Origin of the sequence: Rhizobium sp. P44RR-XXIV, assembly GCF_001999485.2 — a bacterium.
GTDB lineage: Bacteria > Pseudomonadota > Alphaproteobacteria > Rhizobiales > Rhizobiaceae > Rhizobium.
The window spans coordinates 324,445-349,926 of the sequence record NZ_MPVZ02000029.1; the positions used below are offsets into that span (position 1 = coordinate 324,445).

At 61.3% G+C, this 25,482-nt stretch carries 21 protein-coding genes and 1 pseudogene; 7 read left to right on the forward strand and 15 right to left on the reverse strand.

The features are described from left to right. Positions 1 to 34: 34 nt before the first annotated feature. The 13 genes and pseudogenes from hpaI to BSK43_RS27650 all read right to left on the reverse strand — a co-directional run bounded on the left by hpaI (position 35) and on the right by BSK43_RS27650 (position 13,471). The gene (gene hpaI, locus BSK43_RS27590) at positions 35 to 841 is read right to left on the reverse strand and encodes a 4-hydroxy-2-oxoheptanedioate aldolase (RefSeq protein WP_077467945.1); all 807 of its coding nucleotides are present in this window, start codon (positions 839 to 841) and stop codon (positions 35 to 37) included. An 11-nt stretch (positions 842 to 852) separates the two neighbouring features. Then, complete coding sequence (gene hpaH / locus BSK43_RS27595) at positions 853 to 1,656, reverse strand: 2-oxo-hept-4-ene-1,7-dioate hydratase (RefSeq protein WP_077467946.1); 804 nt, start codon at positions 1,654 to 1,656, stop codon at positions 853 to 855. Next, positions 1,656 to 2,528, reverse strand: a complete 873-nt coding sequence (locus tag BSK43_RS27600; RefSeq protein WP_077467947.1) for a fumarylacetoacetate hydrolase family protein — start codon at positions 2,526 to 2,528, stop codon at positions 1,656 to 1,658. Before BSK43_RS27600 ends, hpaH begins: the two co-directional genes overlap by 1 nt. A 23-nt stretch (positions 2,529 to 2,551) precedes the next feature. Next, positions 2,552 to 4,006 carry an NADP-dependent succinate-semialdehyde dehydrogenase gene (gene gabD / locus BSK43_RS27605; protein WP_077467948.1) on the reverse strand — a complete coding sequence of 485 codons (1,455 nt, stop codon included), beginning with the start codon at positions 4,004 to 4,006 and terminating at the stop codon, positions 2,552 to 2,554. A gap of 69 nt (positions 4,007 to 4,075) precedes the next feature. After that, positions 4,076 to 5,056 carry a 3,4-dihydroxyphenylacetate 2,3-dioxygenase gene (gene hpaD, locus BSK43_RS27610; RefSeq protein ID WP_077467949.1) on the reverse strand — a complete coding sequence of 327 codons (981 nt, stop codon included), beginning with the start codon at positions 5,054 to 5,056 and terminating at the stop codon, positions 4,076 to 4,078. A 43-nt stretch (positions 5,057 to 5,099) separates the two neighbouring features. After that, entirely contained in the window at positions 5,100 to 6,617 is a 1,518-nt protein-coding gene (gene hpaE / locus BSK43_RS27615; RefSeq protein WP_077467950.1) for a 5-carboxymethyl-2-hydroxymuconate semialdehyde dehydrogenase, read from the reverse strand. Between the two features lie 43 nt (positions 6,618 to 6,660). Further along, positions 6,661 to 7,048 (reverse strand): annotated as a pseudogene (locus BSK43_RS27620) (5-carboxymethyl-2-hydroxymuconate Delta-isomerase). Between the two features lie 53 nt (positions 7,049 to 7,101). Further along, entirely contained in the window at positions 7,102 to 8,121 is a 1,020-nt protein-coding gene (locus BSK43_RS27625; RefSeq protein ID WP_077467951.1) for a homoserine kinase, read from the reverse strand. 6 nt (positions 8,122 to 8,127) lie between these two features. Beyond that, a complete protein-coding gene (locus tag BSK43_RS27630) occupies positions 8,128 to 9,411 on the reverse strand; it encodes an aspartate aminotransferase family protein (RefSeq protein ID WP_077467952.1) in 1,284 nt (427 codons plus the stop codon). A 2-nt stretch (positions 9,412 to 9,413) separates the two neighbouring features. Continuing rightward, a complete protein-coding gene (locus BSK43_RS27635) occupies positions 9,414 to 10,769 on the reverse strand; it encodes an aspartate aminotransferase family protein (protein ID WP_077467953.1) in 1,356 nt (451 codons plus the stop codon). Between the two features lie 16 nt (positions 10,770 to 10,785). Next, a complete protein-coding gene (locus BSK43_RS27640) occupies positions 10,786 to 11,436 on the reverse strand; it encodes an HAD-IA family hydrolase (RefSeq protein WP_077467954.1) in 651 nt (216 codons plus the stop codon). Next, positions 11,433 to 12,686, reverse strand: coding sequence for a Tm-1-like ATP-binding domain-containing protein (locus tag BSK43_RS27645; RefSeq protein WP_077467955.1), 1,254 nt, complete (start codon positions 12,684 to 12,686; stop codon positions 11,433 to 11,435). Before BSK43_RS27645 ends, BSK43_RS27640 begins: the two co-directional genes overlap by 4 nt. Further along, positions 12,686 to 13,471 carry an IclR family transcriptional regulator gene (locus BSK43_RS27650; RefSeq protein WP_077467956.1) on the reverse strand — a complete coding sequence of 262 codons (786 nt, stop codon included), beginning with the start codon at positions 13,469 to 13,471 and terminating at the stop codon, positions 12,686 to 12,688. The genes BSK43_RS27645 and BSK43_RS27650 overlap by 1 nt, the downstream gene beginning before the upstream one ends. A 315-nt stretch (positions 13,472 to 13,786) precedes the next feature. Between BSK43_RS27650 and BSK43_RS27655 the strand changes: the two genes are divergently transcribed. The 7 genes from BSK43_RS27655 to BSK43_RS27685 all read left to right on the forward strand — a co-directional run bounded on the left by BSK43_RS27655 (position 13,787) and on the right by BSK43_RS27685 (position 23,285). Next, positions 13,787 to 15,241, forward strand: a complete 1,455-nt coding sequence (locus BSK43_RS27655) for an APC family permease (protein ID WP_068393331.1) — start codon at positions 13,787 to 13,789, stop codon at positions 15,239 to 15,241. Positions 15,242 to 15,303: 62 nt separating this feature from the next. After that, positions 15,304 to 16,782, forward strand: a complete 1,479-nt coding sequence (locus BSK43_RS27660; RefSeq protein ID WP_077467957.1) for an aldehyde dehydrogenase — start codon at positions 15,304 to 15,306, stop codon at positions 16,780 to 16,782. Positions 16,783 to 17,013: 231 nt separating this feature from the next. Beyond that, on the forward strand, positions 17,014 to 18,675 hold the full coding sequence (locus BSK43_RS27665; protein ID WP_136687306.1) for an amidohydrolase: 1,662 nt from the start codon (positions 17,014 to 17,016) through the stop codon (positions 18,673 to 18,675). 52 nt (positions 18,676 to 18,727) lie between these two features. Beyond that, the gene (locus BSK43_RS27670) at positions 18,728 to 19,909 is read left to right on the forward strand and encodes an ABC transporter substrate-binding protein (protein ID WP_077467959.1); all 1,182 of its coding nucleotides are present in this window, start codon (positions 18,728 to 18,730) and stop codon (positions 19,907 to 19,909) included. A 106-nt stretch (positions 19,910 to 20,015) separates the two neighbouring features. Beyond that, positions 20,016 to 20,885, forward strand: coding sequence for a branched-chain amino acid ABC transporter permease (locus BSK43_RS27675; protein ID WP_077467960.1), 870 nt, complete (start codon positions 20,016 to 20,018; stop codon positions 20,883 to 20,885). After that, entirely contained in the window at positions 20,872 to 22,587 is a 1,716-nt protein-coding gene (locus BSK43_RS27680) for an ATP-binding cassette domain-containing protein (RefSeq protein WP_077467961.1), read from the forward strand. The genes BSK43_RS27675 and BSK43_RS27680 overlap by 14 nt, the downstream gene beginning before the upstream one ends. Then, entirely contained in the window at positions 22,584 to 23,285 is a 702-nt protein-coding gene (locus BSK43_RS27685) for an ABC transporter ATP-binding protein (protein ID WP_077467962.1), read from the forward strand. The genes BSK43_RS27680 and BSK43_RS27685 overlap by 4 nt, the downstream gene beginning before the upstream one ends. An 87-nt stretch (positions 23,286 to 23,372) precedes the next feature. On the opposite strand, the gene BSK43_RS27690 is transcribed toward BSK43_RS27685, so the two are convergent. Both BSK43_RS27690 and BSK43_RS27695 read right to left on the reverse strand, forming a co-directional pair. Next, positions 23,373 to 23,885 (reverse strand): flavin reductase, encoded by a 513-nt coding sequence (locus BSK43_RS27690; RefSeq protein WP_068393308.1) that lies wholly within the window; start codon positions 23,883 to 23,885, stop codon positions 23,373 to 23,375. Between the two features lie 10 nt (positions 23,886 to 23,895). Further along, positions 23,896 to 25,458 (reverse strand): 4-hydroxyphenylacetate 3-hydroxylase N-terminal domain-containing protein, encoded by a 1,563-nt coding sequence (locus BSK43_RS27695; protein ID WP_077467963.1) that lies wholly within the window; start codon positions 25,456 to 25,458, stop codon positions 23,896 to 23,898. Positions 25,459 to 25,482 lie beyond the last annotated feature (24 nt).

The window sequence follows — 25,482 nt, forward strand, 5'->3', positions numbered from 1 at the left end:
GGTCATGCGACGCCGGGGAGGGCAGCGTCCATGATCAGTAGACTTTGGCCTCCGCCGCCGGCTTGGCAGCCTCCGCCTTCTTGAAGTCGTCCAGCAGCTTTGTCGTGGCATTGGCAAGCAGGGTGACGTCATTGCCGATGGCGACGAAAGTCGCGCCAAGCTCGAGATAGCGTTTCGCAAGCGAGAGATCGCCGATCAGGATTCCGGCCGCCTTGCCGTGTGATTGAATTTTGGCGAGCGCCTTCTCGACTTCGGCTTGAACCTCAGGTGCACCGGGCTTGCCGAGATAGCCCATGTCGGCTGCAAGATCGGCCGGGCCGATAAAGACGCCGTCGACGCCTTCGGTCGAGGCAATGTCGTCGAGCGCCGCAAGCCCCGCACGGCTTTCCACCTGCAGCAGCAGACAGATCTCGTCATTGGCCGTCGGCAGATAGTCGGGTATGCGGTTGAAAGCCGAGGCGCGGGCAAGGGCTGCGCCGACACCCCGCACGCCATGCGGCGGGTAGCGAACCGCCTTCACCATGGTCTCGGCCATCTCCTTACTGTCGACCATCGGGATCAGCAGCGTCTGCGCGCCGATATCGAGCATCTGCTTGATGATCCAGGTCTCGCCGATCGGCGGGCGGATGATTGCATGACTTGGAGTGCCCTTCATCGCCTGCAGTTGCGAGACGAGAAGCGGCACGTCGTTCGGCGCATGCTCGGCGTCGAGCAGCAGCCAGTCATAGCCGGCGCCGGCGGAGATTTCGACCGTGTAGGCATTGGCGAGCGCCTGCCAGAGGCCGATCTGCGCCCGCCCTTCTTTCAGGGCTTGTTTGAAGAGGTTCTTGGGCGCCGGCATGGTTCACTCCTTCATGCAAAGAACAGGCTGACCGATCCGTAGGGACCGAAATCGGCATTGATCGTATCACCATGCCGCGCCTCGATCGGGCGGATGAACGAACCGGCAAGCACGATCTGGCCGGCTTCGATGCCATCGCCGTACTGAGACAACCGATTGGCAAGCCAGGCAATGCCGCGTGCGGGCTGGTTGAGCACGCCGGCACCGAGACCCGTTTCTTCGACCTCCGCATTGCGGCTGACGATGGCGCCCATCCAGCGCATGTCGATCTGGTCCGGCCTCACGGCGCGACCGCCGGTGACGATGCCGGCATTGGCGGCGTTGTCGGAGATGGTATCGACGATGGTGCGCGCCTTCTTGGTATCGGGATCGACGCGAAGGATGCGCGTGTCGAGAATTTCAAGCGCCGGCGTGACATAGTCGGTAGCGTTCAGCACATCGAAAATCGAGACGTTCGGCCCCTTGAGCGGTGCCTTCATCACGAAGGCGATCTCGGCCTCGATGCGCGGCTGAATGAAGCGGTCGGCCGGCACGGTGGCGCCATCCTCGAAGACCATGTCGTCGAAGAGCACGCCGGAATCCGGGATATTGATGTTGAGGGCATATTGCATCGCCTTCGACGTCAGTCCGATCTTCCAGCCGATCGGCTTGCGGCCCGCCGCGATCTTCTTTTTGACCCAGGCGCTCTGCACGGCATAGGAATCGTCCATCGTCATCTGCGGATACTTGAGCGAGAGGAGCCCGGTCTGGACGCGCGTCCGCTCCGCCTGATCAAGGCTTTCGGCGGCGGCCTGGATTTCGTCATGCGACAGCATCAGCGCACCTCGTCGGCGATGGTGTTTTTCAGGATGCCGAGGCCATCGGCCTCGACTTCGACGACATCGCCGGGTTTCAGCCAGATCGGCGGATCGAAGCGGGCGCCGGCGCCGGTCGGCGTGCCGGTGACGATGACGTCGCCGGGAACGAGCGTGGTGAAGGTCGAGATGTAGTTGATGATCTTGCGGAAGGAGAAGATCATCCGGCTGCTGCGGTCGCTCTGGCGCACCTCACCGTTGACGCGGGTCGTCAGCGCAATGTCCTCGAGCTGCGCTGCATCGGTGAAGGGGATTAGCCAGGGGCCGATCGAGCCGGTATTGTCGAAGTTCTTGCCCTGGGTGACGTTGAATTTCGCGTGCCGCACCCAGTCGCGGATCGTGCCCTCGTTGCAGAGCGACAGGGCCGCAATATGGGAGAAGGCATCGGCTTCGGCGATCCTGCGACCGCCCTTGCCGATGACGATGACGACCTCGCCCTCATAATCGAGCTGCGGGCTTTCCGGCGGCCGGATCAAGGGCTGTTCATGCCCTGTGAACGACCGCGGAAAGCGGATGAAAAGCGAGGGGTTGGGGGGAGCAGCCTGCCCATCCTTGTATTCCTCGTTGCGGTCGGGGAAATTGACCCCGACGCAAATGATCTTTTCCGGCGACGGAATGGGAATTTCGAAGCGGATGTCGTCGAGCGCGAAATCCGGCTTCAAAGTCTTGGCCTCCTCTGCGAGCTGAACGAGGCGACCGGCCTCGATCACTTCGCGCAAAGTTGGCCATGTCGCGCCATGGCGGGCGGAGAGGTCGACGAAACCGCCGTCGACCGCGAGCCCGTAGCCATGACGGCCGTTTCTGGAAAAAGACAGGAATCTAGGATGGGTCATGCTTTCATGGCCTTCTCTTGGCCTCAGGCTATTCCGCCGAGGCAGACATATTTGATTTCGGTGAATTCCTCGATGCCGTAGCGCGAGCCCTCGCGGCCAAGGCCGGAAAGCTTGACGCCACCGAACGGGGCTTCGGCCGTCGAGATCAGACCGGTATTGACCCCGACCATGCCGTATTCCAGCGCTTCCGCGACGCGGAAGACGCGGGCGAGATCCTTGGCATAGAAATAGGAGGCAAGGCCAAACTCGGTATCATTGGCCTGGGCGATGACATCGGCCTCGTCCTTGAAGCGAAAGAGGGGAGCCACGGGGCCAAAGGTCTCTTCCTTCGCGACGGCCATGGCAGGCGTGACATCGGCCAGCACCGTTGCCTCATAGAAGCGTCCGCCCAGCTGGTGGCGATGACCGCCGGCAACGACGCGGCCGCCCTTGGAAAGGGCATCGGCGACATGCTCCTCGACCTTGGCAAGCGCCGCCTCGTCGATCAGCGGGCCAAGATTGATGCCCTCGTCGAAACCGTTGCCGGTCTTCAGCGAACCGACTGCCTTGGCAAGCTTCTCGGCAAAGGCATCATAGACGCCATCCTGCACATAGAGACGATTGGCGCAGACACAGGTCTGGCCGTTGTTGCGGAACTTGGCGATCAGCGCGCCTTCGACAGCCGCATCGAGATCGGCATCGTCGAAGACGATAAAGGGTGCATTGCCGCCGAGTTCGAGCCCGAGTTTCTTGATGGTCGGTGCGCTCTGCTTGTAAAGCTCGGCGCCGACTTCGGTCGAGCCGGTGAAGGTGAGCTTGCGCACGATCGGACTTGCAGTCATCTCGGCGCCGATCTGGCGGGCCGAACCGGTAATGACGCTGAAGAGACCCTTCGGCAGGCCGGCGCGCTCGGCAAGGATGGCAATGGCAATGGCCGAAAACGGCGTCTGCGAGGCCGGCTTCAGCACCATGGCGCAGCCGGCGGCAAAGGCAGGGCCGGCCTTGCGGGTGATCATCGCATTCGGGAAGTTCCAGGGGGTGATGGCCGCGACGACGCCGATCGGCTGCTTCATCACCAGAATGCGCTTGTCCTTCTGGTGGCCGGGAATGATGTCGCCATAGACGCGGCGGGCCTCTTCGGCAAACCATTCGACGAAGCTGGCGCCATAGGCGATCTCGCCCTTGGCCTCGGCCAGCGGCTTGCCCTGTTCCGCCGTCAGGATGCGTCCGAGATCATCCTGGTTTTCCATCATCAGCTCGAACCAGCGCTTCAGGATGCCGGAGCGTTCCTTAGCAGTGCGGGCGGCCCATTCCTTCTGGGCGATCTCGGCTGCGGCAATCGCCTTCTTAGTCTCGGCGGCGCCAAGATTGGGAACGACACCGATGATCTCGCCTGTCGCCGGATTGTCGACCTTGATCGCATTGGATGGATCGGCTTCGATCCACTCGCCGCCGACCAATGCCGCCTGCCGGAACAATGTTGGGTCTTTCAAATTCATGACTGCCTCCTCGCGCTTGCGAACGTTGATGAGGAGCGGGCGTTTTTCACCCGCTCTCAAGGGTAACGCTTAAGGAGCGATAATCGGCTGCGCCTTCAGGTCAGGCTCGGCCACTTCCGCACCGGCAAACAGGCTACCATGTTCAAACCAGGATTTGGGAGCCGGTGCACCCCAAAGTGTCTGACGCTGCGGGTCCTTGAGATCCCACTTGATCGGCTCGAGATCGGGGTCGACCGTCTGATAGTCCGAGCAGTAGATCTCGATGCGGTGGCCATCGGGATCGAGGATATAGAGGAAGAAGGCGTTAGAGATGCCGTGGCGCCCCGGTCCGCGTTCGATATTGGAGACCCAGCCGGTGGTCGCCATCAGGTCGAGCAAGTCGATGATGTTGAGCGGCGTCGGCACCCAGAAGGCGGTATGGTGCAGGCGCGGGCCACGGCCATTGGTGAAGGCGATATCATGGACGCCGCCCTTGCGGTGGGTCCAGGCAGCCCAGAGACGTCCGGTTTCTTCATCCGCCGTATACTCGGTGACGCGGAAGCCGAGCTCGTTGTAGAAGGCAACGCTCTCGTCGACATTGGTCGAGAAGCAGTTGAAGTGGTCGATACGCAGCGGCTTAACGCCCTTGTAGAGGGCGTATTTCTGATGGATCGGCGGCAAGCGGTCCATCTTCGAATAGAATTCAAGCGGGATGCCGTGCGGGTCGCGGGTGCGGAAGGTGCGCGCCTGATACGGACGCTCGACCCATTCTACCGGCAGGTCCTTACCCTTGAAGAAATGAGCCGCCTTGTCGAGGTCCTCGTCGCTGAACACCTTGAAGCCGAGATCGCGAGCTTCGGCCTTATCGGACTTTTTCAGCACGATGCAGTGATGCCCGCGCTCTTCCATCGCCCGTAGGTAGATCGTATCGGCCGTCTCGTCCGTTACCTGCAGGCCAAGCGTGTCGACATAGAACGCGCGGGACTTGGCAAGATCAGTGACGCCGAATTCGATGTGGCTGAGGCGCACGATGTTGAAGGGCGGATAGAGATTGGGTTTCGGCAGGGGCATTTGTTCCTCCTCTTTATGCGTACTTATTGTGTGTATTGGCAGCTCAGCCGCCGAGTTTCTGGATGGCGTGCGGCTTGGTGGCGAAGGCGACGTTCTTGGTTTCCATGTAGAAATCGAAAGACCAGTCGCCGCCGTCGCGGCCGATGCCGGAATTCTTCACCCCACCGAACGGGGTGGGGAGGTGGCGCACGTTTTCCGAGTTCACCCAGATCATGCCGGCTTCGAGATGATCGGTGAAACGGAAGGCGCGCGTCACGTCGGAAGTCCAGAGATAGCCCGTCAGGCCGTACTGGACATCATTGGCAAGGGCGAGCGCATCGGCTTCGTCCTTGAAGGGGATGGCCGTCAGCACTGGCCCGAAGATCTCTTCCTGGGCAATGCGCATCCGGTTGTTGGCACCGGTGAACAAGGTGGGCGACACATAACAACCGCCACCGGGGCCATTGACCTTCTCGCCGCCGGCCGCAAGCGTGGCACCTTCCGAGCGGCCAATCTGGATATATTCCAGCACCTTCTTTTCGTGCACGGGATGAACGAGCGGACCGACGACGGTTTCGGGATCCAGCGGATGGCCGACCTTGATGCGCTTGGCCTTCTCGGCAACTATGGCGGTGAATTTGTCGTAGACGCTTTCCTCGACCAGCAGGCGCGAAGAGGACGTGCAGCGCTCGCCATTCAAAGAGTAGATCATGAAGACAGCGGCATCGGCTGCGCGCTCCAGATCGGCATCGGCAAAGACGATGACCGGGTTCTTGCCGCCAAGCTCGAAATGCACACGCTTCAGCGTGTCGGCACCCTGCTTCATGATCATCGAGCCGGTGCGGCTTTCACCGACGAAGCCGATGGCCTTGATCAGGGGATGTTCCGTCAGAGCCTTGCCGGCATCCTCGCCAAAACCGTTGACGAGGTTCCAGACACCCTTGGGCAGGCCCGCTTCCTCGGCGATCTCCACCAGCAGACGCGCGGTCAGCGGCGAGAATTCAGCCGGCTTGTGGACGATGGTGCAGCCGGCGGCGAGAGCCGGCGCGATCTTCCAGGTCGACAGCATAAAGGGCGTGTTCCAGGGCGTGATGATGCCGACCGGGCCGATCGGCACGCGCGTCGTCAGGTTCACCTGACCCTCGGCGCGCAGCGTTTTGCCGTCACGGGCTTCCGGCGCGCGATCGGCGAAGAAGCGGAAGTTCTCGGCGCCGCGCAGAGCGGCCTTCGCCATGAATTTCATGGATTGCCCGGTGTCCATGCATTCGACGAAGGCGATCTCTTCGGCGCGCGCAACTATCGCGTCAGCTATTTTATGCAGAAGCTTCTTGCGCGCGTCGCCGGGCATTGCGGCCCACTCGGCAAAGGCAGCCTTTGCGGCTTTTGCAGCACGGTCGATATCGGCGGCCTTGCCGCGGGCGACGGTGGCAAGCGGCTTCAGATCGACAGGCGAAATGGTCTCGAAGGTCGAGCCATCATCAGCCGGCACATCCTCGCCGTTGATGCGGTTGAGAACACCGCGATCCCTGAACTGGGCCAAATAGGTTTCGGCCTTTGCGATGTTTTCCTGCAATTTGGACATCGTCTCTTCCCTTGATGTTGCAGCATCCCGCTAGGGGACTGTTTTACTTGCCGCGCAGCCGCGGATGGATGGCGTTTTTTTTTCCAGCTAAGCTCCGCATCGATCTCGCGGATTTCCAGCGACAGCGCGAAATGCGGCGTGTCGAAGAGGGGGCCGAGAACATCGATGGCCGCAGCGAAGACTGCTTCGCCGGTGCGCTTCTTTTCCTCTTCCGTGCGGCCCTTGCCGATGCGGAAGTTCAAATCGACGAAGGCGTTTTCGGGCAGTTTGTCGGCGATGGCATAATGCTCGGCGCGAAAGGCGCGAACACGCACGGCGCCGACCTCGAAAAGGCCGGTCTCCAGAACCGTCTTCAACAGCCGGTCGCAGAGCGCGCCGATATCGGCGCGGCCGTCGAGATTGGCCGAATATTCGATGGCGAGATGTGGCATTAAGTCCTCCCGAACCTCATTTACTTAACACGTTAACAATAATGGAAAAGATGTCAAGCGGCCGCATTGAGCTTTCTCGCCATCTCCAGACTTTCGTTGACGTAGCGCGCCAGGCGCTCGGTGGCGCCAGGTATTTCCGGCCGCTCGGCGAACCAGCCGATATAGGTAAGGCTTCTCAGGACCATGAAGAGAGGGAGGATTTCGAGCGTCGCATCTGAAAGCTCGCGTCGGCTGCGATAGCCGCTGATCAAGGCCCTCTCGATGGTTGGGTAGGTCGGCTCTTTGCGATTTTTCAGCAGCGTGGTCGCGAGATCGAAGAGGCGAAAGCCATGGCCGGCATCGTCGAAATCAATGAAGGCGACATTGCTTTCGTTTTTCGTGAGGAAAATGTTTTCGCGTACGAGGTCGGCATGGATCAGTCCGTAGTCTAGACCATGCCCGCTTGCCTCCGCGAGCGCATGGCGCAACTCCCCACGCAATGCCGAAAGTGCGTCCGCGTCATCACGCGAAAACCCCTGGCAATCCCAGAAGCGTCCCCAAAGCGGCTTCTCTCCGACCAGGCCTTCGGCATCCCATGCCGGGCGACGGAACCGCTCCGGCGGTTGCCAGGCGTCGGCGAGATTGTGCATGGTCGCCATGTTCCGGCCGATACAGAAGAAGATTTCCGCCTGCCTTTCAGCCGGTAGCGAGAGCGGTATGCCGCTCTGGCCGAGTGGAGTGCCGTCAATCCAGCTCACCACATCGGCATGCTGTTCGGCAAAATGCCGGTTGGCTGGCAAGCGGACGAGGCTTTGCCTGCTGCTCGTCGCAACCGGGCTCGGCACATTCAAACCACCGAGCTTGAGCGCCGCCATGAAATGCAGTTCCGAGCGCAGGCTCGTCTCGTCGTGATAGCCCGGTCGATGCAGCCGGAGCGCGGCGAACTGACCATCCTCCAGCGTAATGCGGAAAACGGCGTTCTCCCGATACTTCATCAGGACAGGCTCATGTGCCTGCACCGGCCAATGGGCGATTGCCTCCCGCGCGCGCTTCTGCAGGGCGTCGCGGATGGTCTGCGGCAACTGATCAGCCATACCGCCTCACAGACCGGACAGCACGTCGTCGAAGATCGACAACATGTAGTCGGCATTCTCTTGGGTAAACGGCATGGGCGGACGGATCTTCGTGGCACATTGGTGAATGCCGATCTTGCCCATCAGTACGCCGCGTTCGCGCGTGGCGTTGACGATCCGGGTTGCCTGCGCTGCCGCCGGCTCCTTCGTTTGCCCGTCGAGCACGAATTCCGTGCCCATGAAGAGACCGCTGCCGCGCACATCGCCTATGATCGAATGTTTCTCGGCAAGCTGCGTGAAGGCGGTACGCGTGTATTCGCCGACATTGCGGGCATTCTCGATAAGGTTTTCGTCCTCGATGACGTCAAGGACCGCCATCGCCGCCGCGCAGGAGACCGGATTGCCGCCGAAGGTGTTGAAGTAGCGGAAGGCCTTGCGGAAGGCGTTGATCGTGTCGATGTTGGCAATGACTCCGCCGACCGGATGGCCGTTGGCCATCGGCTTGCCGAGCGTGACGATGTCAGGGACGATGCCGGCGTGCTGGTGGCCCCACATATGCGTGCCGGTGCGGCCGAAACCGGGCTGCACTTCGTCGGTAATCACGAGGCCGCCGGCCTTGCGCACGGCTGCGACCGTCTTGTCGAGAAAACCGGGCGGCAGATCCGGAAAGCCTTCATTGGCGAAGAACGGGTCGATGATGATGGCGGAAAAGCCGTGCGGGCTCTCCTGAAGCGAGGCGATTGCCTTTTCCACCTCGGCCGCAAAGGCCGTGGCAAAGGCATCTCCGCCTTCGCCACCGATAGGACGATAGCTGTCCGGCGCCGGCACATGCCGGACATGGCCGCCGAAGCCGCCGACCGGTGGCATGCGGGTCGATAGCTGTGACACGGCCGCGGTGTTGCCATGGTAGGTGTGGTTGGTGGCGATGACGCCCGTCTTGCCTGTTACCGCCTGCGCCATGCGCAGGGCCACGTCGTTGGCTTCGCTGCCCGTGCAGGTCAGGATCGCGGCGTTCAGGCTTTGGTCGAAGGTTGCCGTCAGCCGCTCGACATAGTTGAGAATGCCTTCATGCAGGTAGCGCGTATGCGTGTTCAGCGTCGAGGCCTGCTTCGTGATCGCCTCGACCACGCGGGGATGGCAATGGCCGACATGCGGCACATTGTTGTAGCAATCGAGATATTTGCGCCCGTCGGCATCCCAGAGCCAGACGCCTTCTCCGCGCACCAGATGCACCGGGTCGTCGTAGAAGAGCGACATGTTGCGGCCGAGAAGTCGGTCGCGGCGCGCGATAAGGGCTGCGTTATCGGACATGATCAGGCTCCCGCTGCGGCAAGGCCGGCATCGAGCGCCGTCAGGATCTTCTGCACATCCCCGGCCGTCAGGATCAGCGGTGGCGACAGGATGACATTGGCGCCGGAGGTGCGGACCATCACGCCCGCCTCATAGGTTGCGTCATGGACCTTCTGGACGATGTCCTTGGCGGCGGCACTCTTCTTCGCACGGTCGCTGACGAGTTCGAGGGCGCACATCAGGCCCTTGCCTCTGATGTCGCCGACCAGTTCATGCTTGTTTTGCAATGCCTTCAGGCCGGCCAGAAGTTCTTCGCCGCGGGCGGCGGCATTGGCGGCGACATCGAGCCGCTTGGTTTCTTTCAATGTGGCAAGTGCAGCGGCAGCACCGACCGGGTGGCCGGAATAGGTGTAGCCGTGGCCGATGTTGCCGACCGAGTTCTTGTTGCTCTCGAAGGCCTCGGCGACCCTGTCTGAGATCATCACCGCGCCGAAGGGGAAATAGCCGTTGGTGATCGCCTTGGCGGTCGACATCATGTCCGGCTTGACGCCCCAGAGGCGCGATCCGGTCCAGGCGCCGGTGCGGCCGAAGGCGGTGATGACTTCGTCGGCGATCAGGAGGATGCCGTGACGATCGCAGATTTCGCGCATCAGCGGCAGGAAGGTCTCGTGCGGGACGATGACGCCGCCGGCACCCAGCACCGGCTCGACGATCAGAGCGGCGATGGTATCGGCACCCTGGAAGGCGATCTCGTCCTCGAAGAGCCGGCCGATGGCCGCTGTGATCTCCGCGCCGTCTGTGGTGTTGAACGGGTTGCGATAGGCAAACGGGGCAGGCAGGTGGATGATCCCCGGCAGCAACGGCTCATAGTTGCGGCGGAAATTCTGATTGCCGTTGACCGAGGCGCCGCCAAAATGCGTGCCGTGATAGCCCTTCTTCAACGCGACGAACTTGGTGCGCTCCGGCTGGCCGTTGACCTTGTGGTACTGGCGCGCCAGACGCAGGCAGGTCTCGACCGAGTCTGAGCCGCCAGACGTGAAGAATGAGCGGCTGAGGCCATCCGGCTGGAACCATTCGGCCAGCTCATAGGACAGTTCAATCAGCGGCGAGTTGGTCGTGCCGCGGAAGGTCGAATAATAGGGCAGATCGTCGAGCTGGTCGCGGATCGCCTTTTTCACCGGCTCGCAGGAATAGCCGAGATTGACGTTCCAGAGGCCGCCGACTGCGTCCAATACCTTCTTGCCCTGGATATCGACGATCTCGACGCCTTCGCCAGAATTGATGATGCGCGGCGGATGCGCTTGCATTTCTGCGGGGTGCGCCATCGGGTGCCACAGGTGACGGGCGTTGTTTTCGATGATGAAATTGGTTTCACGCATGTCTAATCCTCTTGTTTCAGAGCCCAAGCATGGCAAGGGCGCGGGCATAGCTTTCGGCGGGGCGGGTGACGTCGAAATGCACGTATGGCAAGTTCACGGCTTCGGCGCCCTCGATGTTCTTCCTCTGGTCGTCGACGAAGACGCAGGCCTCGCGCGGCAGGTTGAGCTCGGCAAGAACAAGCTCGTAGGCGCGGGGATCGGGCTTGAGGATCTTCGTGTAGGTGGCATCGACGATGACGTCGAAAAGCTCGATCAGCGGAAAACGCTGGCGGAACTCGACGCCATAGAAAAGGTCGAGTTCGTTGGACAGGATTGCCAGCTTCAGGCCGGCCTCCTTGGCGCGCAGGATGGCATCGCGCGCTTCCCGGCGCAGGACCAGCTCCGGCTCGGCGCCGCGCGCCCGGCGCACGAAGGTTTGCATATCGCTCCAGTCTTCGCCGACCAGCTTGCCGACTTCGCCGGTGCGCTGCAGCCAATAGTCACGTTCGGTGATCTCGCGGTTCTGCATCGCCACCCAGAGCGGGTCCGTCGTCGTATCGAATGGTCCGAGCCAGGTCAGCGACCCCTTGGGAAGGCCAAGCGTGCACTCGGTGACGTCATGGGTTTCGAACAGCGTACGGGTGACGACCCCGCCGAAATCGAGAATGAGGGCGCGCTCTACGCTCATCGACGCCCCTCCGGAATGATGCCTTCGGCTACCCATTGATCGAAGATGGCAAGCGCGGCGGCGGAGAAAGCCGGTGCGTTGATATGGGTATCGACCTCATGCAGGGTGACGCTCGGCGGAATGGCGCGGCGCATCTCCTCGAGAAAGGCGTCGAGACCTTCCGGATCGTGCAACGGCTCATCCGGCTTGTCCCACTCCTGCAACCCTTCGGTTGGCAGCAGGAAGGCAATCCTTGCGTCTGAACGGCCGAGTTTTTGTCCGATCAGCCGGGCGACTTCACGCCGCCCCTCCGGCGATGTCGTCACCGATCCGATCAGCCGGTTGTGGGCATGATAGGGCCGATCGACAAAAATCTCAGGCAGCACCTGCCAGGCCTGAATATCGACCATATCGATGGCACCGGGAGCGACGATCTGCGGGATGCCGGCGCGTCCGGCATTTTCGAGCCTGTCCGGCCCGGAGGTGACGACGCTGCCATAGTGATGATTGCTGACCTCTTGGATGCAGAAGTCGAAGACGGCAGCAAAGTCGCCCTTGGAGGCGATGGCTTCAAAGGCGCGGCCGCCCATGCCGGTGGAGTGAAATACGGCGACGTCGTAGCCGCGCTTTTCCAACTCGGGTCGCAGATATTTCATATATTTCAGGCAGGACGAGCCGAGCGAGGTCATGCCGATGAGCGGCCGCGTGCGGTCGGGCTTGGTGCCGTGCTTCGCGGCTCCGACAACAGCGCCGCAGGCCTGCGACAGAACCGACTGGCAGATGCTGTTGAGGCCGTAGAGACCGCCGGCCCAGAGGATCATCATCAGATCGGGCGCAATGCGTTCCGGCGGGATCAGATGCGAATAGGCGATGGTGGAAACGACGAATTTCGGGACGCCGAGCGGTAGAACGGCGGCGACATCGAGCGCGAGATCGGTGCCCATGGAGCCGCCGAGCACGATGATGCCATCGACGAGTCCATCCTCGTAAAGGCGGAGGGTCAGTGCCGTCGCGCCCTTTGCCATGGCAGCCATGGCGCTGTTTTCGTCACCGCTTTCGGCAATGGCCTCGATGGTGGTTGCGGCGGCCTTGGCGATGTCGTGCCTGGAATAATCCGGAATGTATGGCGGGTCGCCGAGAATGCTGACATCCATCATAGCAGGCTGGCCGCCGGCTTCCTTGATGACGGATGCCATGAACTGCAGTTCGTCGGATTTGGTGTCACCGGTTCCGATGACGAGTATCCTTGGTGAGGGAGCCGCAGGGCTCATCAATCTGTCCTCCTGATGTTTGCAATGGTTCCCATGGGTCTTTCCGACCCGTAATATTTTTCTGAGATGGCATTGGCGGCGGCGATGGCCTGCACGCCGAATTCGTGGATAGCCGTTTTCGTCGTGCGCGAGAGCGGCGCGGCGATGGCGACGCAGCCGATCGGGCGGCCGCTGGGTGTGCGGATGGGCGCGGCCGTGCTGATGACCCCGGCCTCGAGCCCCTGATGGCTGATCGAGAAGCCCCGCCCTCTGGTCTCATCGAGCAGACCTCGGACCAATTGCGGGTCGACGACGGTATGTTCAGTGAATTTCTCGAACGGCTTCTTCAGCGCTTTGTCGATCTCTGCCGCTGGGCAGAAGGCGAGGAAGGCAAGGCCGGATGCGGTGGCGTGAAAGGGCAGGAGGCTGCCGACATCGACGATGATGCGATGCGCGCGGGGTGAGTCTTCGACGTGGATGGTCGAAAGCTGCTCGCCGGAAAATTCCGACAGATGCACTGTCTCTGTCGACGATTCGGCGAGCGCCTTGATGAAGGGAATGGCGACTCGCAGGAAGGGAAAGCGCGCTTCGCGGATACGGGCGAGGCGAACGGGCGCGGAACCGATGCGATAGCGGCGCGTATCCGCGTCCTGCTCGACGAAGCCGTGCTTCTCCAGTTCCACCAGAAAGCGTCGCGCCGTTGCCTTGTCGAGCGTGCACAGCCGGGCGATGTCGGTCAGACCCGCTTCCTTGTCCAGTCGTGACAGGGTGTCCAGCAACGCCAGCGCCTTTCCGATCGTGCTCATCGTTCCTCCTCTTGGGTTGGTCAGGGTCTGATTCTGTGCGTCCAGCCATAGCTTTCGTCAAATCAGACCGCAGACCCTGCGCCGCGGCACGATAGCAGCGACCCAAGATACTTAACATGCGAAATAACTTGACAGAGGCCAGGAATGTTTGCAAGTCTATATTTGAAGCTAAGGTTCAAATAATGAACCATAAGCGCTGACGGCGGCAAAATCAACAAAAGCCTAAGCCCCGCTCGTCAGTCCGGTTTTGATGGAGGTCGCCTGCGCGCAATCGCAGCGATGATCGGATACTCTCAACAAGGGGAACGAACGCAAATGAGCACACAAAATTCGCAAGGCGCGGCTGAGAACCAGCTGCGCAAAAACAGTCTCGGCGTGGGTGCCGTGACCTTCCTGGTGGTTTCGGCCGCAGCGCCGCTGACGGCGGTCGCCGGTGGCGTGCCACTGTCAATGATGCTCGGCAATGGGCCTGGCATCCCGCTCACCTTCCTGCTGGTAACGGGCATTCTGCTTCTATTCGCGGTCGGCTATGTCGCCATGGCCCGCCATATCCGCAATGCCGGCGCCTTCTATGCCTATACGGCCCAGGGTCTCGGTGGCCTGATGGGCGGTGCGGCAGCGCTCATCGCCATCCTCGCCTATAATGCCATGCAGGTCGGCGTTCTCGGGCTTTTCGGTGCCGCGACCAAGGGCTTTTTTGCCGAGCAGCTTGGCCTTGATCTGCCCTGGTGGGTCTGGAGCTTTGTCGGCATCGCTTTCGTTGCCGTTTTCGGCTACCGTCGTGTTGATCTCTCGGCCAAGGTGCTGACGGTGCTGGTTATTCTGGAATATCTCGTCGTCCTCGTCATCGACGCCGCGATCTTCGTCAAGGGGGGCGATAGCGGCCTCTCCGCCGTGCCTTTCACGCCGACTGCCTTCTGGAGCGGCACGCCGGCCATCGGCCTTCTGTTCTGCTTCGCTGCCTTTATCGGTTTCGAAGCGACGACGATCTATAGTGAAGAGGCACGCGAACCGCACAAGACCGTGCCGCGCGCCACCTATATCTCCGTGCTGATCATCGGCCTATTCTATATGCTGACCTCCTGGTTGATGGTGACGGGCGCCGGCGCTGACAAGCTCGTGCCCACCCTGCAGGGTCTTGCCGATCCGACGACCTTCCTCTTCGGCCTTGCCGAGCGCTATGTAGGCCACTGGATCACTGTCGTGATGAGCGTTCTCTTCATCACCAGCCTCTTTGCCGGCATTCTTGCGTTCCATAATGGCGTGGCGCGCTACATGTATGTCGCCGGCCGTGAAGGCCTGCTGCCGAAGTCAGTCGGGGTTACCCACCCGGTGTTCCAGAGCCCGCATGTCGGCTCGATCATCCAGACGGTTATTGCCGTGCTTGTGATCGCACTTTTTGCGGTGACAGGTCAGGACCCGGTGCTGGCGCTGTTCTCATGGCTCACCAATGTCGCCACGCTGGCAATCATTCTGCTGATGGCCTTTACCGCCTTTGCGATCGTCGTATTCTTCAGCCGCAATCCTGGGCTTGAGAGCAACGTACTCGCAGTCAAGATTCTGCCTGTTGTGACCGGGCTGATTCTTCTGGCGCTTGTTTATTACATCTCGGCGAATTTCGGCGCGATCGCCGGTGCCAATGGCGTGCTCGCCGTGTTGCTGCCGGGCCTTGTCCTGATCGCCGGTATCATCGGATTTCTGGCCGCCATTCGCCTGAAGTCATCGGACGCCGTCGGTTTTGCCCGGCTTGGTGCCGGACAGGAAGCTTGATGTGATCCTCTAACAGCAGTGGCGGGTATTGTGCCCGCCACTTTCCTTCGTGAGAGAATGAGATGCAGGACAAGATCGATCAGCACCGGACAGTGTCCGTTTCTCCGCAATCGCTGTTTATCGATGGCGCCTGGCGGCCGCCGGTCAGCGGCGCCTCCATGGACGTCATATCCCCGATCGATGGAACCCGATTGACCACGATCGCCGATGCCGGCACCGAGGATATCGATCTTGCCGTCAAGGCTGCACGGCGCGCTTTTGAGAAAGGCAGCTGGTCGAAGGCCGCGCCTGCCGAACGCAAGAAGGTGCTGCTGAAGATCGCCGAACTGATCGAGAAGAACGCGCTGGAACTGGCCGTGCTCGGCGTGCGTGACAACGGCACGGAAATCTCCATGGCCTTGAAGGCCGAGCCCGGCAGTGCCGCGGGCACCTTTCGCTACTATGCCGAGGCAATCGACAAGGTCTATGGCGAGATCGCGCCGACGGCGGAAAATATTCTAGGTCTCGTCCATCGCGAGCCCATCGGCGTTGTCGCCGCTATCGTGCCATGGAATTTCCCGATGATGATCGGCGCCTGGAAGATCGCGCCGGCGCTTGCTGCCGGTAATTCTGTTGTGCTGAAGCCCGCCGAAGGCGCGTCGTTGACGCTGCTGAGGCTTGCCGAAATTTGCGCCGAAGCTGGATTGCCTGAGGGTGTGTTCAACGTCGTCACCGGCCGCGGCGCCGTCAGCGGTGAGGCACTCGGACTGCACATGGATATCGATGTGCTTGCCTTCACCGGTTCCGGCCCTGTCGGACGACGGCTTCTGGAATATTCGGCACGCTCCAACCTGAAGCGCGTCTATCTGGAGCTCGGCGGCAAGTCTCCGAATATCGTCTTTGCCGATGCGCCGGATCTGGATCAGGCGGCAAAAGTTTCGGCCTACGGCATCTTTCGCAATTCCGGCCAAGTCTGCGTCGCCGGCTCGCGCCTGCTTGTCGAGAAATCGATCCACGAGGCTTTTTCGGAAAAGGTCGCGAAGATCGCCGGCGCCATGAAGGTCGGCGATCCCCTGCAATTGTCGACGGAAGCCGGCGCCATCTCCAGCGAGATCCAGTTGAAGAAGGATCTCGGCTATGTCGGGCAGGCATTGTCCGAGGGTGCGGCTCTACGTACAGGCGGCGCGCGCCTGCTTGAGGAAACCGGCGGTTACTACATGCAGCCGACGGTGTTCGATGTTTCGCCGTCGATGACGCTGGCGCGGGAAGAGGTCTTCGGTCCGATCCTGTCGATTATCCCGTTCGAGACCGAGGCGGAAGCCCTGCAGATTGCCAATGCTACCGAATACGGCCTCGCTTCGGCCGTCTGGACCTCGAACCTGTCGCGCGCGCATCGAATGGTGCGCGGCATCCGCGCCGGCGTCGTGCATGTCAACACCTATGGCGGTGCCGACAACAGCGTGCCGCTCGGCGGCGTCAAACAATCGGGTAACGGCCATGACAAATCGATGCATGCGCTCGACAAATATGTCGATCTGAAAACTGCATGGATTCAGCTCTAGGGCGTAAAGGCCTGGAAAAACGACCGGCTTAAATTTGGTCTCGGCGTCCTCGAAGTATTCGCTTCGCGAGCGACCGAATTCGCATGCGCGGGGGCTTACCACTAATCCGGAGCCAGCAACCATCTTGTCAATATAATTAACGTGTGAACTATATTGACAAACATCAAACCCTGCATCACTCTAATAATTGAATGATTGGTTCAAATAATGAACCGACACGGGAACAAGATAATGGATACTTTGCGCGGCTCTGCCGATCTAATTCTCATCAATGGACGAATCTATACTGTCGAGCCGACCCATCCGTGGGTGGAGGCTCTCGCCGTCAAGAGCGGCCGCATCATGGCTGTCGGAAATCGAGCTGAAATCGAGGCGCTGAAGGGCGCTGAAACGCAAGTCATCGATCTCGCGGGCAAGATGGCGATGCCCGGCTTTGTCGATATCCACAATCATATCATGATGGGCGGGCAGGCCGACCTATTCGAGACGCAAATTGCGGCGGGCGCTTCGGTGGATGCGATCTGCGCCCATGTCCGTGCGCAGGTCGAGACGACGCCAAAGGGGCAGTGGATCGTCGCCAATCAGTGGGGCGCCGATATGATCACGGCACTCAATAGCGAGGCTGCCCTCAGGAAGCTTGATGAAGCGAGCTTTGGGCATCCCGTGCTATTGCGCGACGAGACCATGCATAACCGCTGGGTCAACAGCGAGGCGATGCGGCTTGCCGGCATCTCCGACAATCAGCCCGATCCACCGCAAGGCTCTTTCGGCCGCGATCCGGTGACAGGCAGGCTGACCGGCATACTGATCGAATCCGCTGCCGGCATCGTCGAGCGCACCGCCGCAGAAGCCTTTACCGAGGAGATGGGCGAGGCAGCCGTTGCCCGCGCCGTCGAGATCGTTAATTCCTATGGCGTCACGGCCTTTCAGGATGCCGCGTCGGTGCTGCCGATTCTCAAGGCGCTGAAGCATCTTGATATCAGCGGCAAACTTTCCGCCTGGGCTGTCACCTCGCTGCCACTGATCGAGCCGAGTTTCATGTTCGGGCTCTCCGGTTACGAGCTGCTGGCGTTGCGGGATGAATATCGCAGCGCGCATGTGAGGCCGAATTTCACGAAGATCTTTCTCGATGGCGTTCCCGGTGCCCGCACCGCTGCCTTCCACGATCCCTATGTGGCGGATGCGGCGCATCCAGAGGGATATCGCGGCGAGGTATTGGTCAGCTATCCCGATCTCGTTCGTCATATCGACAAATCAGAAAAGCTCGGCATGGGCCTGAAGATCCATTGCACCGGCGATTATGCCGTCACCGAGATGCTGGACGCGGTCGAAGCCGTCAGGCATTTCAACGGCCCGACCGATATCAAGCATCACATCGCCCATGCGAGCTACATCCGCGAGGAGGATGTCGGCCGCTTCGGCCCGCTTGGCGTCGTCGCCGATCTCTGCCCGATGATCTGGTATCCGACGACGTTTCTCGAGGGCCACAAGGAAGCGATGGGCGAGGAGCGTGCCACCCGCTTCTGGCCAATCGCGACGCTGAAAGCCACCGGCGCGCTGCTGGCCGGCGGGTCGGACTGGCCTGTCATTCCGATCCCGGACCCATGGAACGGCATCGAAGGACTGGTCACGCGCCAGAATCCGTCGGGCGCCTTTCCGGGCGTATCGCTCTGGGCGGAGCAGGCGATCGATCTCGCCTCGGCGATCGAGATCTACACGCTCAATTCAGCGAAGGCGATGCGGATAGAAGCGGAGACAGGGTCGCTCGCCGTCGGCAAGTCCGCGGACATTATCGTGCTCGACCAGAATGTCTTCGAGGTGCCTGCCGACCGCATCGCCGACACCAAGGTTCTCACCACTTATTTCGCAGGTGAGCCTGTCTACCAGCGCTAGCTGGCGCGGCGAAGAGGAAACGCCGCAATTCATAAAAAGGGAAGGGAACAAAATGAAATTGAGATCCGCATTCATAGCCCTGGGCTTGGCTACCGCCGGCCTGGCATTCACGGGATCATCCGCTTTCGCGGCCGGGCCGACCTGCAAGGATGGTCCGATCAAGATCGGCGCCGTTTCCACTGTTACCGGCGTGGTCGATTTCTCCGACGCACCGAAGGCGACCAAGGCCGTTTTCGAACAGCTGAACGAAGCGGGTGGCATCAACGGCTGCAAGATCGAGTATTCGCTGGCCGACGACAAGGGTGATCCGCAGGTGGCCGCCCAGGCGGCGCGTGACCTGATTGACAACAAGGGCGTCGTTGCTCTGGCAGGTGGCGCAAGCCTGCTCGATTGCGCCGTCAATGCTGGCACTTACAACCGCAACGAAGTGCTCGCGGTTCAGGGCGTCGGCGTTGATCCCCTTTGCTTCAACGCACCGAGCATCTCTCCCGTCAACGTCGGTCCTTTCACGCTGACCACGGTCATGCTCGACTATGCAACGAAGAACCTTGGGGCCAAGAAAGTCTGCGCTTTCTTCCTGATCCTCGGTGGTACGCAGGAGGCTTACGGCAATGCGGTCGCGGCCTGGCAGAAGCTGACCGGCAACAAGGTCGGTCTTGTCGACATGACGCTGCCGCCGCAGGGCGATCTGACGCCTTATGTCATCAAGGCGCGTGATGCCGGCTGCGACGCCGTGCTCACCAATCAGGTCGAGCCGGGTGTCGTACAGTGGGTCAAGACCGCCGACGTGCAGAAGATTTCCGGTATCAACTGGCTGTTCCTCGCCCCCGGCTACACCGAAGGCGTCGCCAAGGCGCTGGCCGACAGCAAGCAGCCGATCTATGTCGGCACCGAATGGGAGCCCTACACCGAGAATAACGAGGCAAATGCCGACTGGATCAAGACCATGGACAAGGCCGGTCTCGCAAAGACTGCCTTCTCCCAAGGCGGCTATCTCGCTGCCAAGGTGATGATCGACACGATCTCCGGCATCGATGGCGATGTCACCCGCGATGCCGTGACCTCTGCGCTGAAGGAAGGCAAGGAGCTGCACTATTCGCTGGCAGGCAGCCCCTATGTCTTTGGTGACGCCCGCGCGCACTCGCCGATGAAGTCGACCAAGATCATGCAGCTCGTCGACGGCAAATGGACCGTCAAGACGCCGGATTGGTACACGCTGGCCAAGGCCAAGTAATGGCTCTCGTGCCCGATCCTGCATTCGAAGGGCAGGATCGGGTATCGGCCTCGATGCGACGATCTGATCTGGCGAGGCAAGATTTGCCCGCTTCCGGAGTTCTGCAATGAACGCTCTATTTACAGCCGCTGTGGCTGGTCTTTCCGCAGGTGGCGCCTATGCCATCCTGGGGGTCTGCGCGATTTTCACCTATCGTCTGGTGGCCGTGGTGAACTTCACCGGCGCCGCGATTGGTGCCATGGGCACCTTCATCATGGTCGCACTGCACGAGGCTGGCGTGCCGTTGCTACCGGCGGTGTTGTTGGGCATCGCCGCCGGTGCCTTTGCCGGCGTTCTGATCGGCCTTGTGATGACCACATGGTTTGCAAACGCCAATGCCTCCACCAAGGCGGCGGTGACGGCCGCTCTTCTGGTCGGCATCATCGCCATCGGACTGCGGCTGACCGGCGGCCAGCATCCGCATAACTTCCCCGAGCTGATTTCCGGTTCGGCCTTCCGTCTCGCCGGCGTCGAGGTGACTTGGGCCGCTGTCACGACGTTGCTCCTCGCCATCGTCTTCACCGTATTGACAGAGCAATTTCTGGCTCGGACGCGGATTGGACTGCAATTGCGGGCGCTGTCGCAGCGGCCAATGGCGGCTGAGCTGATCGGCATTCGGGTAAGGCTGCTGGCCCTCGGCGTCTGGGCGGTGACTGGTGCTGTGACCTCCTTCGCCCTGATGATCATTGCGCCGCTGCGCTCTCCCGATTTTGCTTCGTTGAGCCTGCTTGTTGTCCCGGCTCTGGCCGCGGCCCTGATCGGCGCCTTCGCCAGCTTTCGCGCGGCCCTTTTGGGTGGCGTGACGATCGGCATATTGGAAGGCGCCGTCAGCGCTGTCGATTTCATCAGCCAGTATCGCAGCACCGTTCCGTTTATCGTCATTCTTGCTGTCCTCCTGTGGTCGCAAAGAGGAGCCCGCTGGGATGAAGCACGCTAGTTTCCGCGCAGCCGCCGTTACCGCCCTGTCACTGGCCGCAATCGGCGTACTCATCCTTTTGCTGCTGCCCAAATATTGGGTGTTTCTGCTGACCGCAGTTTTCATAACGGGCATCGCCCTGCAGAGCCTCGGCCTCGTCGCCGGGCGGACAGGCATGATCTCGCTTTGCCAGATGTCCTTTGCAGGGGTCGGCGCTTGGGTGACCGGATATCTGAACGTCATCAAGGCGCCCGGCGGCCTTGTCGTCTGGATGATTGTCGGTGGTCTCGCAGCCGTGCCTGTCGGCATCGCCATCGGCCTGCCGGCGTTGCGCCTGCGCGGCATCAATCTCGCAATCGTTACCCTCGGCTTTGCCGCGGCCTTCGATACCGTGCTCGCGACGATCACTTTTCCAGGCCAGACGACGTTTACGCAGGTCGTGCGCCCGGCGCTCTTTGAGAGCGACTACGGCTTCTTCATCTTCGTGCTTCTGACTTACGGCGTGATCGCCGTGGCGCTCGAATTCGTCAGCCGGTCGCGGCTCGGCGCCTCCTGGCTCGCGGTGCGACACTCGGAGCGGGCGGCGGCGGCGCATGGTATCTCCATTCCTCGCGCAAAGCTCAGCGCCTTTGCGATCAGCGCCTTTATTTCCGGCGTGTCGGGCGGTTTGCTTGCCGGCTATCTCGGGACGCTGGTCTCAGAAAATTTCTCGATGATGCAATCCCTGGCGCTCTTCGCCGTCGCGACGATGGTCGGCGCACATTTCACCCTCGGGGCTGTCATCGGCGGCATGTTGATCACGTTGTTTCCCGAACTGCTGCGCAGGCTCAACCTGCCGCAGGATGTCGGCAACGTCTTCTTCGCAATCGGCGCCGTACATGCCCTTTCCTCGGGCGAAACCATCAGCGAGACTTGGGCACGGCTTGCGCGCAAACTGCTTCCCAAGCGCCTTGCAGCCTCCACGCATAGGCGATCGAGCCATCTTCCGGCTGCCGGTGTGCACGAACCAGGGCTAGCGCTTGAGGTCAGCGATCTCACGGTCCGCTATGGCGCCGTCGTCGCGCTGGACAAGGTCAATCTGCAGGTGCCGGCAGGCACGGTCGTTGGCCTTGTCGGCCCGAACGGCGCTGGAAAGTCGACCATGGTCGATGCTATCGCCGGATTTCTCGCTGGCTATGATGGGTCGGTGAAGCTGAATGGCAAACCTCTGGAAGGCCTTTCCGCCACGAGCCGCGCCCGGCTGGGCATCCGCCGTACGTGGCAGACCACGCGCATCGCGCCGGAACTCAGCGTTGGCAACTATGTGCGACTTGCGGCCGGCGCCATCAGCGATGACGAGCTTTCCGCCATCCTGCAATGGTTCGATTGCCCACCGGCCGATACGCCGATCGCTTTGGTCGATGCGGGTACTCGGCGGCTGCTCGATGTCGCCGGCGTGGTCGCATCGCGGCCGCCCGTCATCCTTCTCGACGAGCCGGCCGCCGGCCAATCCTACGCCGATGCTGTCAGGCTCGGCGAACGGATTGCCGCCATTCCCGAGGCGTTCGGCAGTGCCGTCCTTCTGATCGAGCATGACATGGATCTGGTGCGGCGGGCCTGCTCGGCGATCACGGTGTTCGATTTCGGACGCGTGATCGCCAATGGCGCGCCGCAGAGCGTTCTCGCCATGCCAATCGTCCAGAAAGCCTATATGGGCATCGAACTTGAGGAGGCCGCCGAATGACCGCGCTTTCCATCAAAGGTCTCGTCGTCAACCGATCCGGCATCCCTGTCGTTCGCGGCGTTGATCTTGCCGTTTCGAGCGGAGAGATCAGCGTTCTCCTTGGCTCCAATGGGGCCGGTAAGACCACGCTGCTCGAAAGCCTCTCTGGCATCATTCCGGCAGCGTCCGGTTCGGCCACGATGGATGGTGCGGAGCTTCTGAAATTGCGCGCGGGCCTGCGTGCCCGTGCCGGCATCAGCCACGTCGAGCAGGGGCGAACCGTATTTCCGGAAATGACCACCGAAGAAAATCTCAAGGTCGCGCTCGATCCCGGCGCCGATCTGCAGGAGGCTTACGACTTGTTTCCGGAGCTGCGTCAACGTCGCGATATCAAGGCCGGCATGCTGTCCGGCGGCGAGCAGCAGATGCTCGTCATCGCCCGGTCGCTGCTGACGCGGCCGAAGGTGATCATGATCGATGAAATGTCGTCCGGCCTGGCGCCGGTCATCGTCAGCCGCCTGATGCGGGCGGTCCGGCAACTGGCCGATGCCGGCATGGCGGTTATTCTGGTCGAGCAGTTCGCAGCCCTTGCCCTTGCGATCGGCGACCGCGCCTATGTGCTGCGCAGAGGTGGCATCGTCTATGACGGCGATTGCGCCACGCTCGCCAATGATCCGGCGCAGCTTCATCGTCTCTATCTTGGAGATGCTGCTGCCTGACGAGATAGTGGCACCCTGCAAGACGTGATGGGGATGCCGTGCTTCACTGCATCCCCATTCGCTTCACGTTCTTCGGTGGTCTTGCACTCAGCCGCCGAAACTCCCTGCCTGCGTCGGCACGTGCACATAGTTGCGGTCGAAATAGAGCAGCGCATGCCCATCCTTGCGGCTGCGGATATCGATCACCTCGCCGATGAAGATATGGTGCGTGCCGACCAGTCGCGCTTCCGTCAGGCGGCAATCGAAGGACACGATGGCATCCGACAGGGCCTGGCTGCCGGAGCGGAAATCGATCCAATTCGCGGCGGCGTAACGCTCTTCCATCTCGGCACGCTGGCCGGCGAAATAGCCGGCCAGTTCCTTGTGCTCTTGCGTCAGGACATTGACGCAGAAACGGCGGTTCTCGAAGAAGAGGCCGGTTTGCGCCGAACGGCTGTTCATGCAGACGAGCAGCGTCGGCGGCTCGTCGGTGACACTGCACATGGCGGTGGCGGTGAAGCCGCCACGGCCGGCAGGACCATTTGTCGTGATCACGTTGACCGGCGCGCAGACACGCGCCATCGCGTTGCGGAATTCGCTTTTCGAGAGTTGCTCCTCCATGGCAAAGCCCTCATTCGGCGGCGTTGCGGATGGGGGAGGTTTGCCCAAGCGGCGGAAGCCAGGTATCTCCGGTCCAGCCGTTTTCGTCGTAATCGCTCATGCAGCGATCGACCAGCGCCTCCATCTCCTTCAACCGACCGCCGCGCTCGGCGCCTTTCAGCACCTGCAGCCGAACTTCTTCCGGTGCGCCGGCATAATTGAGTTCGTAGAGGGCATGGCGCCCGCCGAATTCGGTGCCGGTGGCGTCCCAGAGCAGCTTCATGATCTTGATGCGCTCGACATGGCCCATATTGTCGGAACCGCGCACATATTGGGCGAGGTAGCGGTCGATCTCCGGGTTGCCGAAATCCTTGGCCGAGGAGGGCAGGTAGATAAGGCCGGAGGCGACGACCTTGCGCACCGTTTCGATGACGCGCGGATAGGCCTCCGACATGAAGGTGCGGTAGGAAAGGGCTGCCTCCATGTTCGGCAGTACCGCGCCGTTGGCCCAGGGTTGAGGGTTGTAGGCCATGGCGTTTGAGAAGGACCAGAACATGTGGCGAAGCGCGATCACTTCGCCGAGTGCGGCCTGATTGCCGCGGAAGGCATCGCCACCCGTCGCGCGCAGTGCCTTCGCCAGAAGCCCGGCGAGGAAATCAAGCTTGACGGCAAAGCGCGTGCAGCCCTGGAAGCAATAGCCGTGCATGAAGCCGGAGGCCGGATGGAACGAGAGGATCTTGGCCGCGTCGCGCAACACCAGCACGTCCTCCCAGGGCACGAAGACATTGTCGAGCACCAGGATCGCGTCATTCTCGTCGAAACGCGACGACAGCGGATAGTCGAAGGGATGGCCGACGGTATTGGCTGTTTGCTCGTAGGAGACGCGGCAGAACATCTTGATCCCGGGGGCATTCATTGGAACGATGAACATGACCGACAGCGACGGATCTTCCGTGACTGTTGCCGAACTCTGGGCGAGGAAGTTGTAGTGGGTGAGTGCCGAGGATGTCGCCACCACCTTGGCGCCCGAGACATAGATGCCGGCGTCAGTTTCCTTGGTGATATGGACGAAGACGTCCTTGACGGCATCGGCCGGCTTGTGGCGATCGATCGGCGGATTGACGATCGCGTGGTTCATGAAGAGCACCGATTCCTGAGCACGCTTGTGCCAGGAAAGCGCATTGTCCTTGAACGGCCCATACCAGTCGGCATTGGCGCCGAGCGTGTTCATGAGGGCTGCCTTGTAGTCGGCCGTGCGGCCCATCCAGCCGTAGGACATGCGTGCCCAATCGGCGATAGCGCCCTGTTGAGCGACAAGCTCGGCGGAGGATTTCGCCACGCGGAAGTATTTGTGTGTGTAACCGCCCGATCCGGTGTCGGTCGGCGAAGTCAGGCGATCCTTGGACTTTTCATCATGCAACGCATCGTACATACGCGCGATCGAGCGAGCGGAATTGCGCATGGATGGATGGGTGGTCACATCGGCGATGCGTTCGCCATTGATGTAAACTTCACGGCCATCGCGCAGGCTTTCCAGATATTCGGCGCCGGTAAATGGGCGCGTCTTGTCGCCGCGGTGATCTTCAGCTCGCATCTCGTATTCCTCCCTTGAGATATT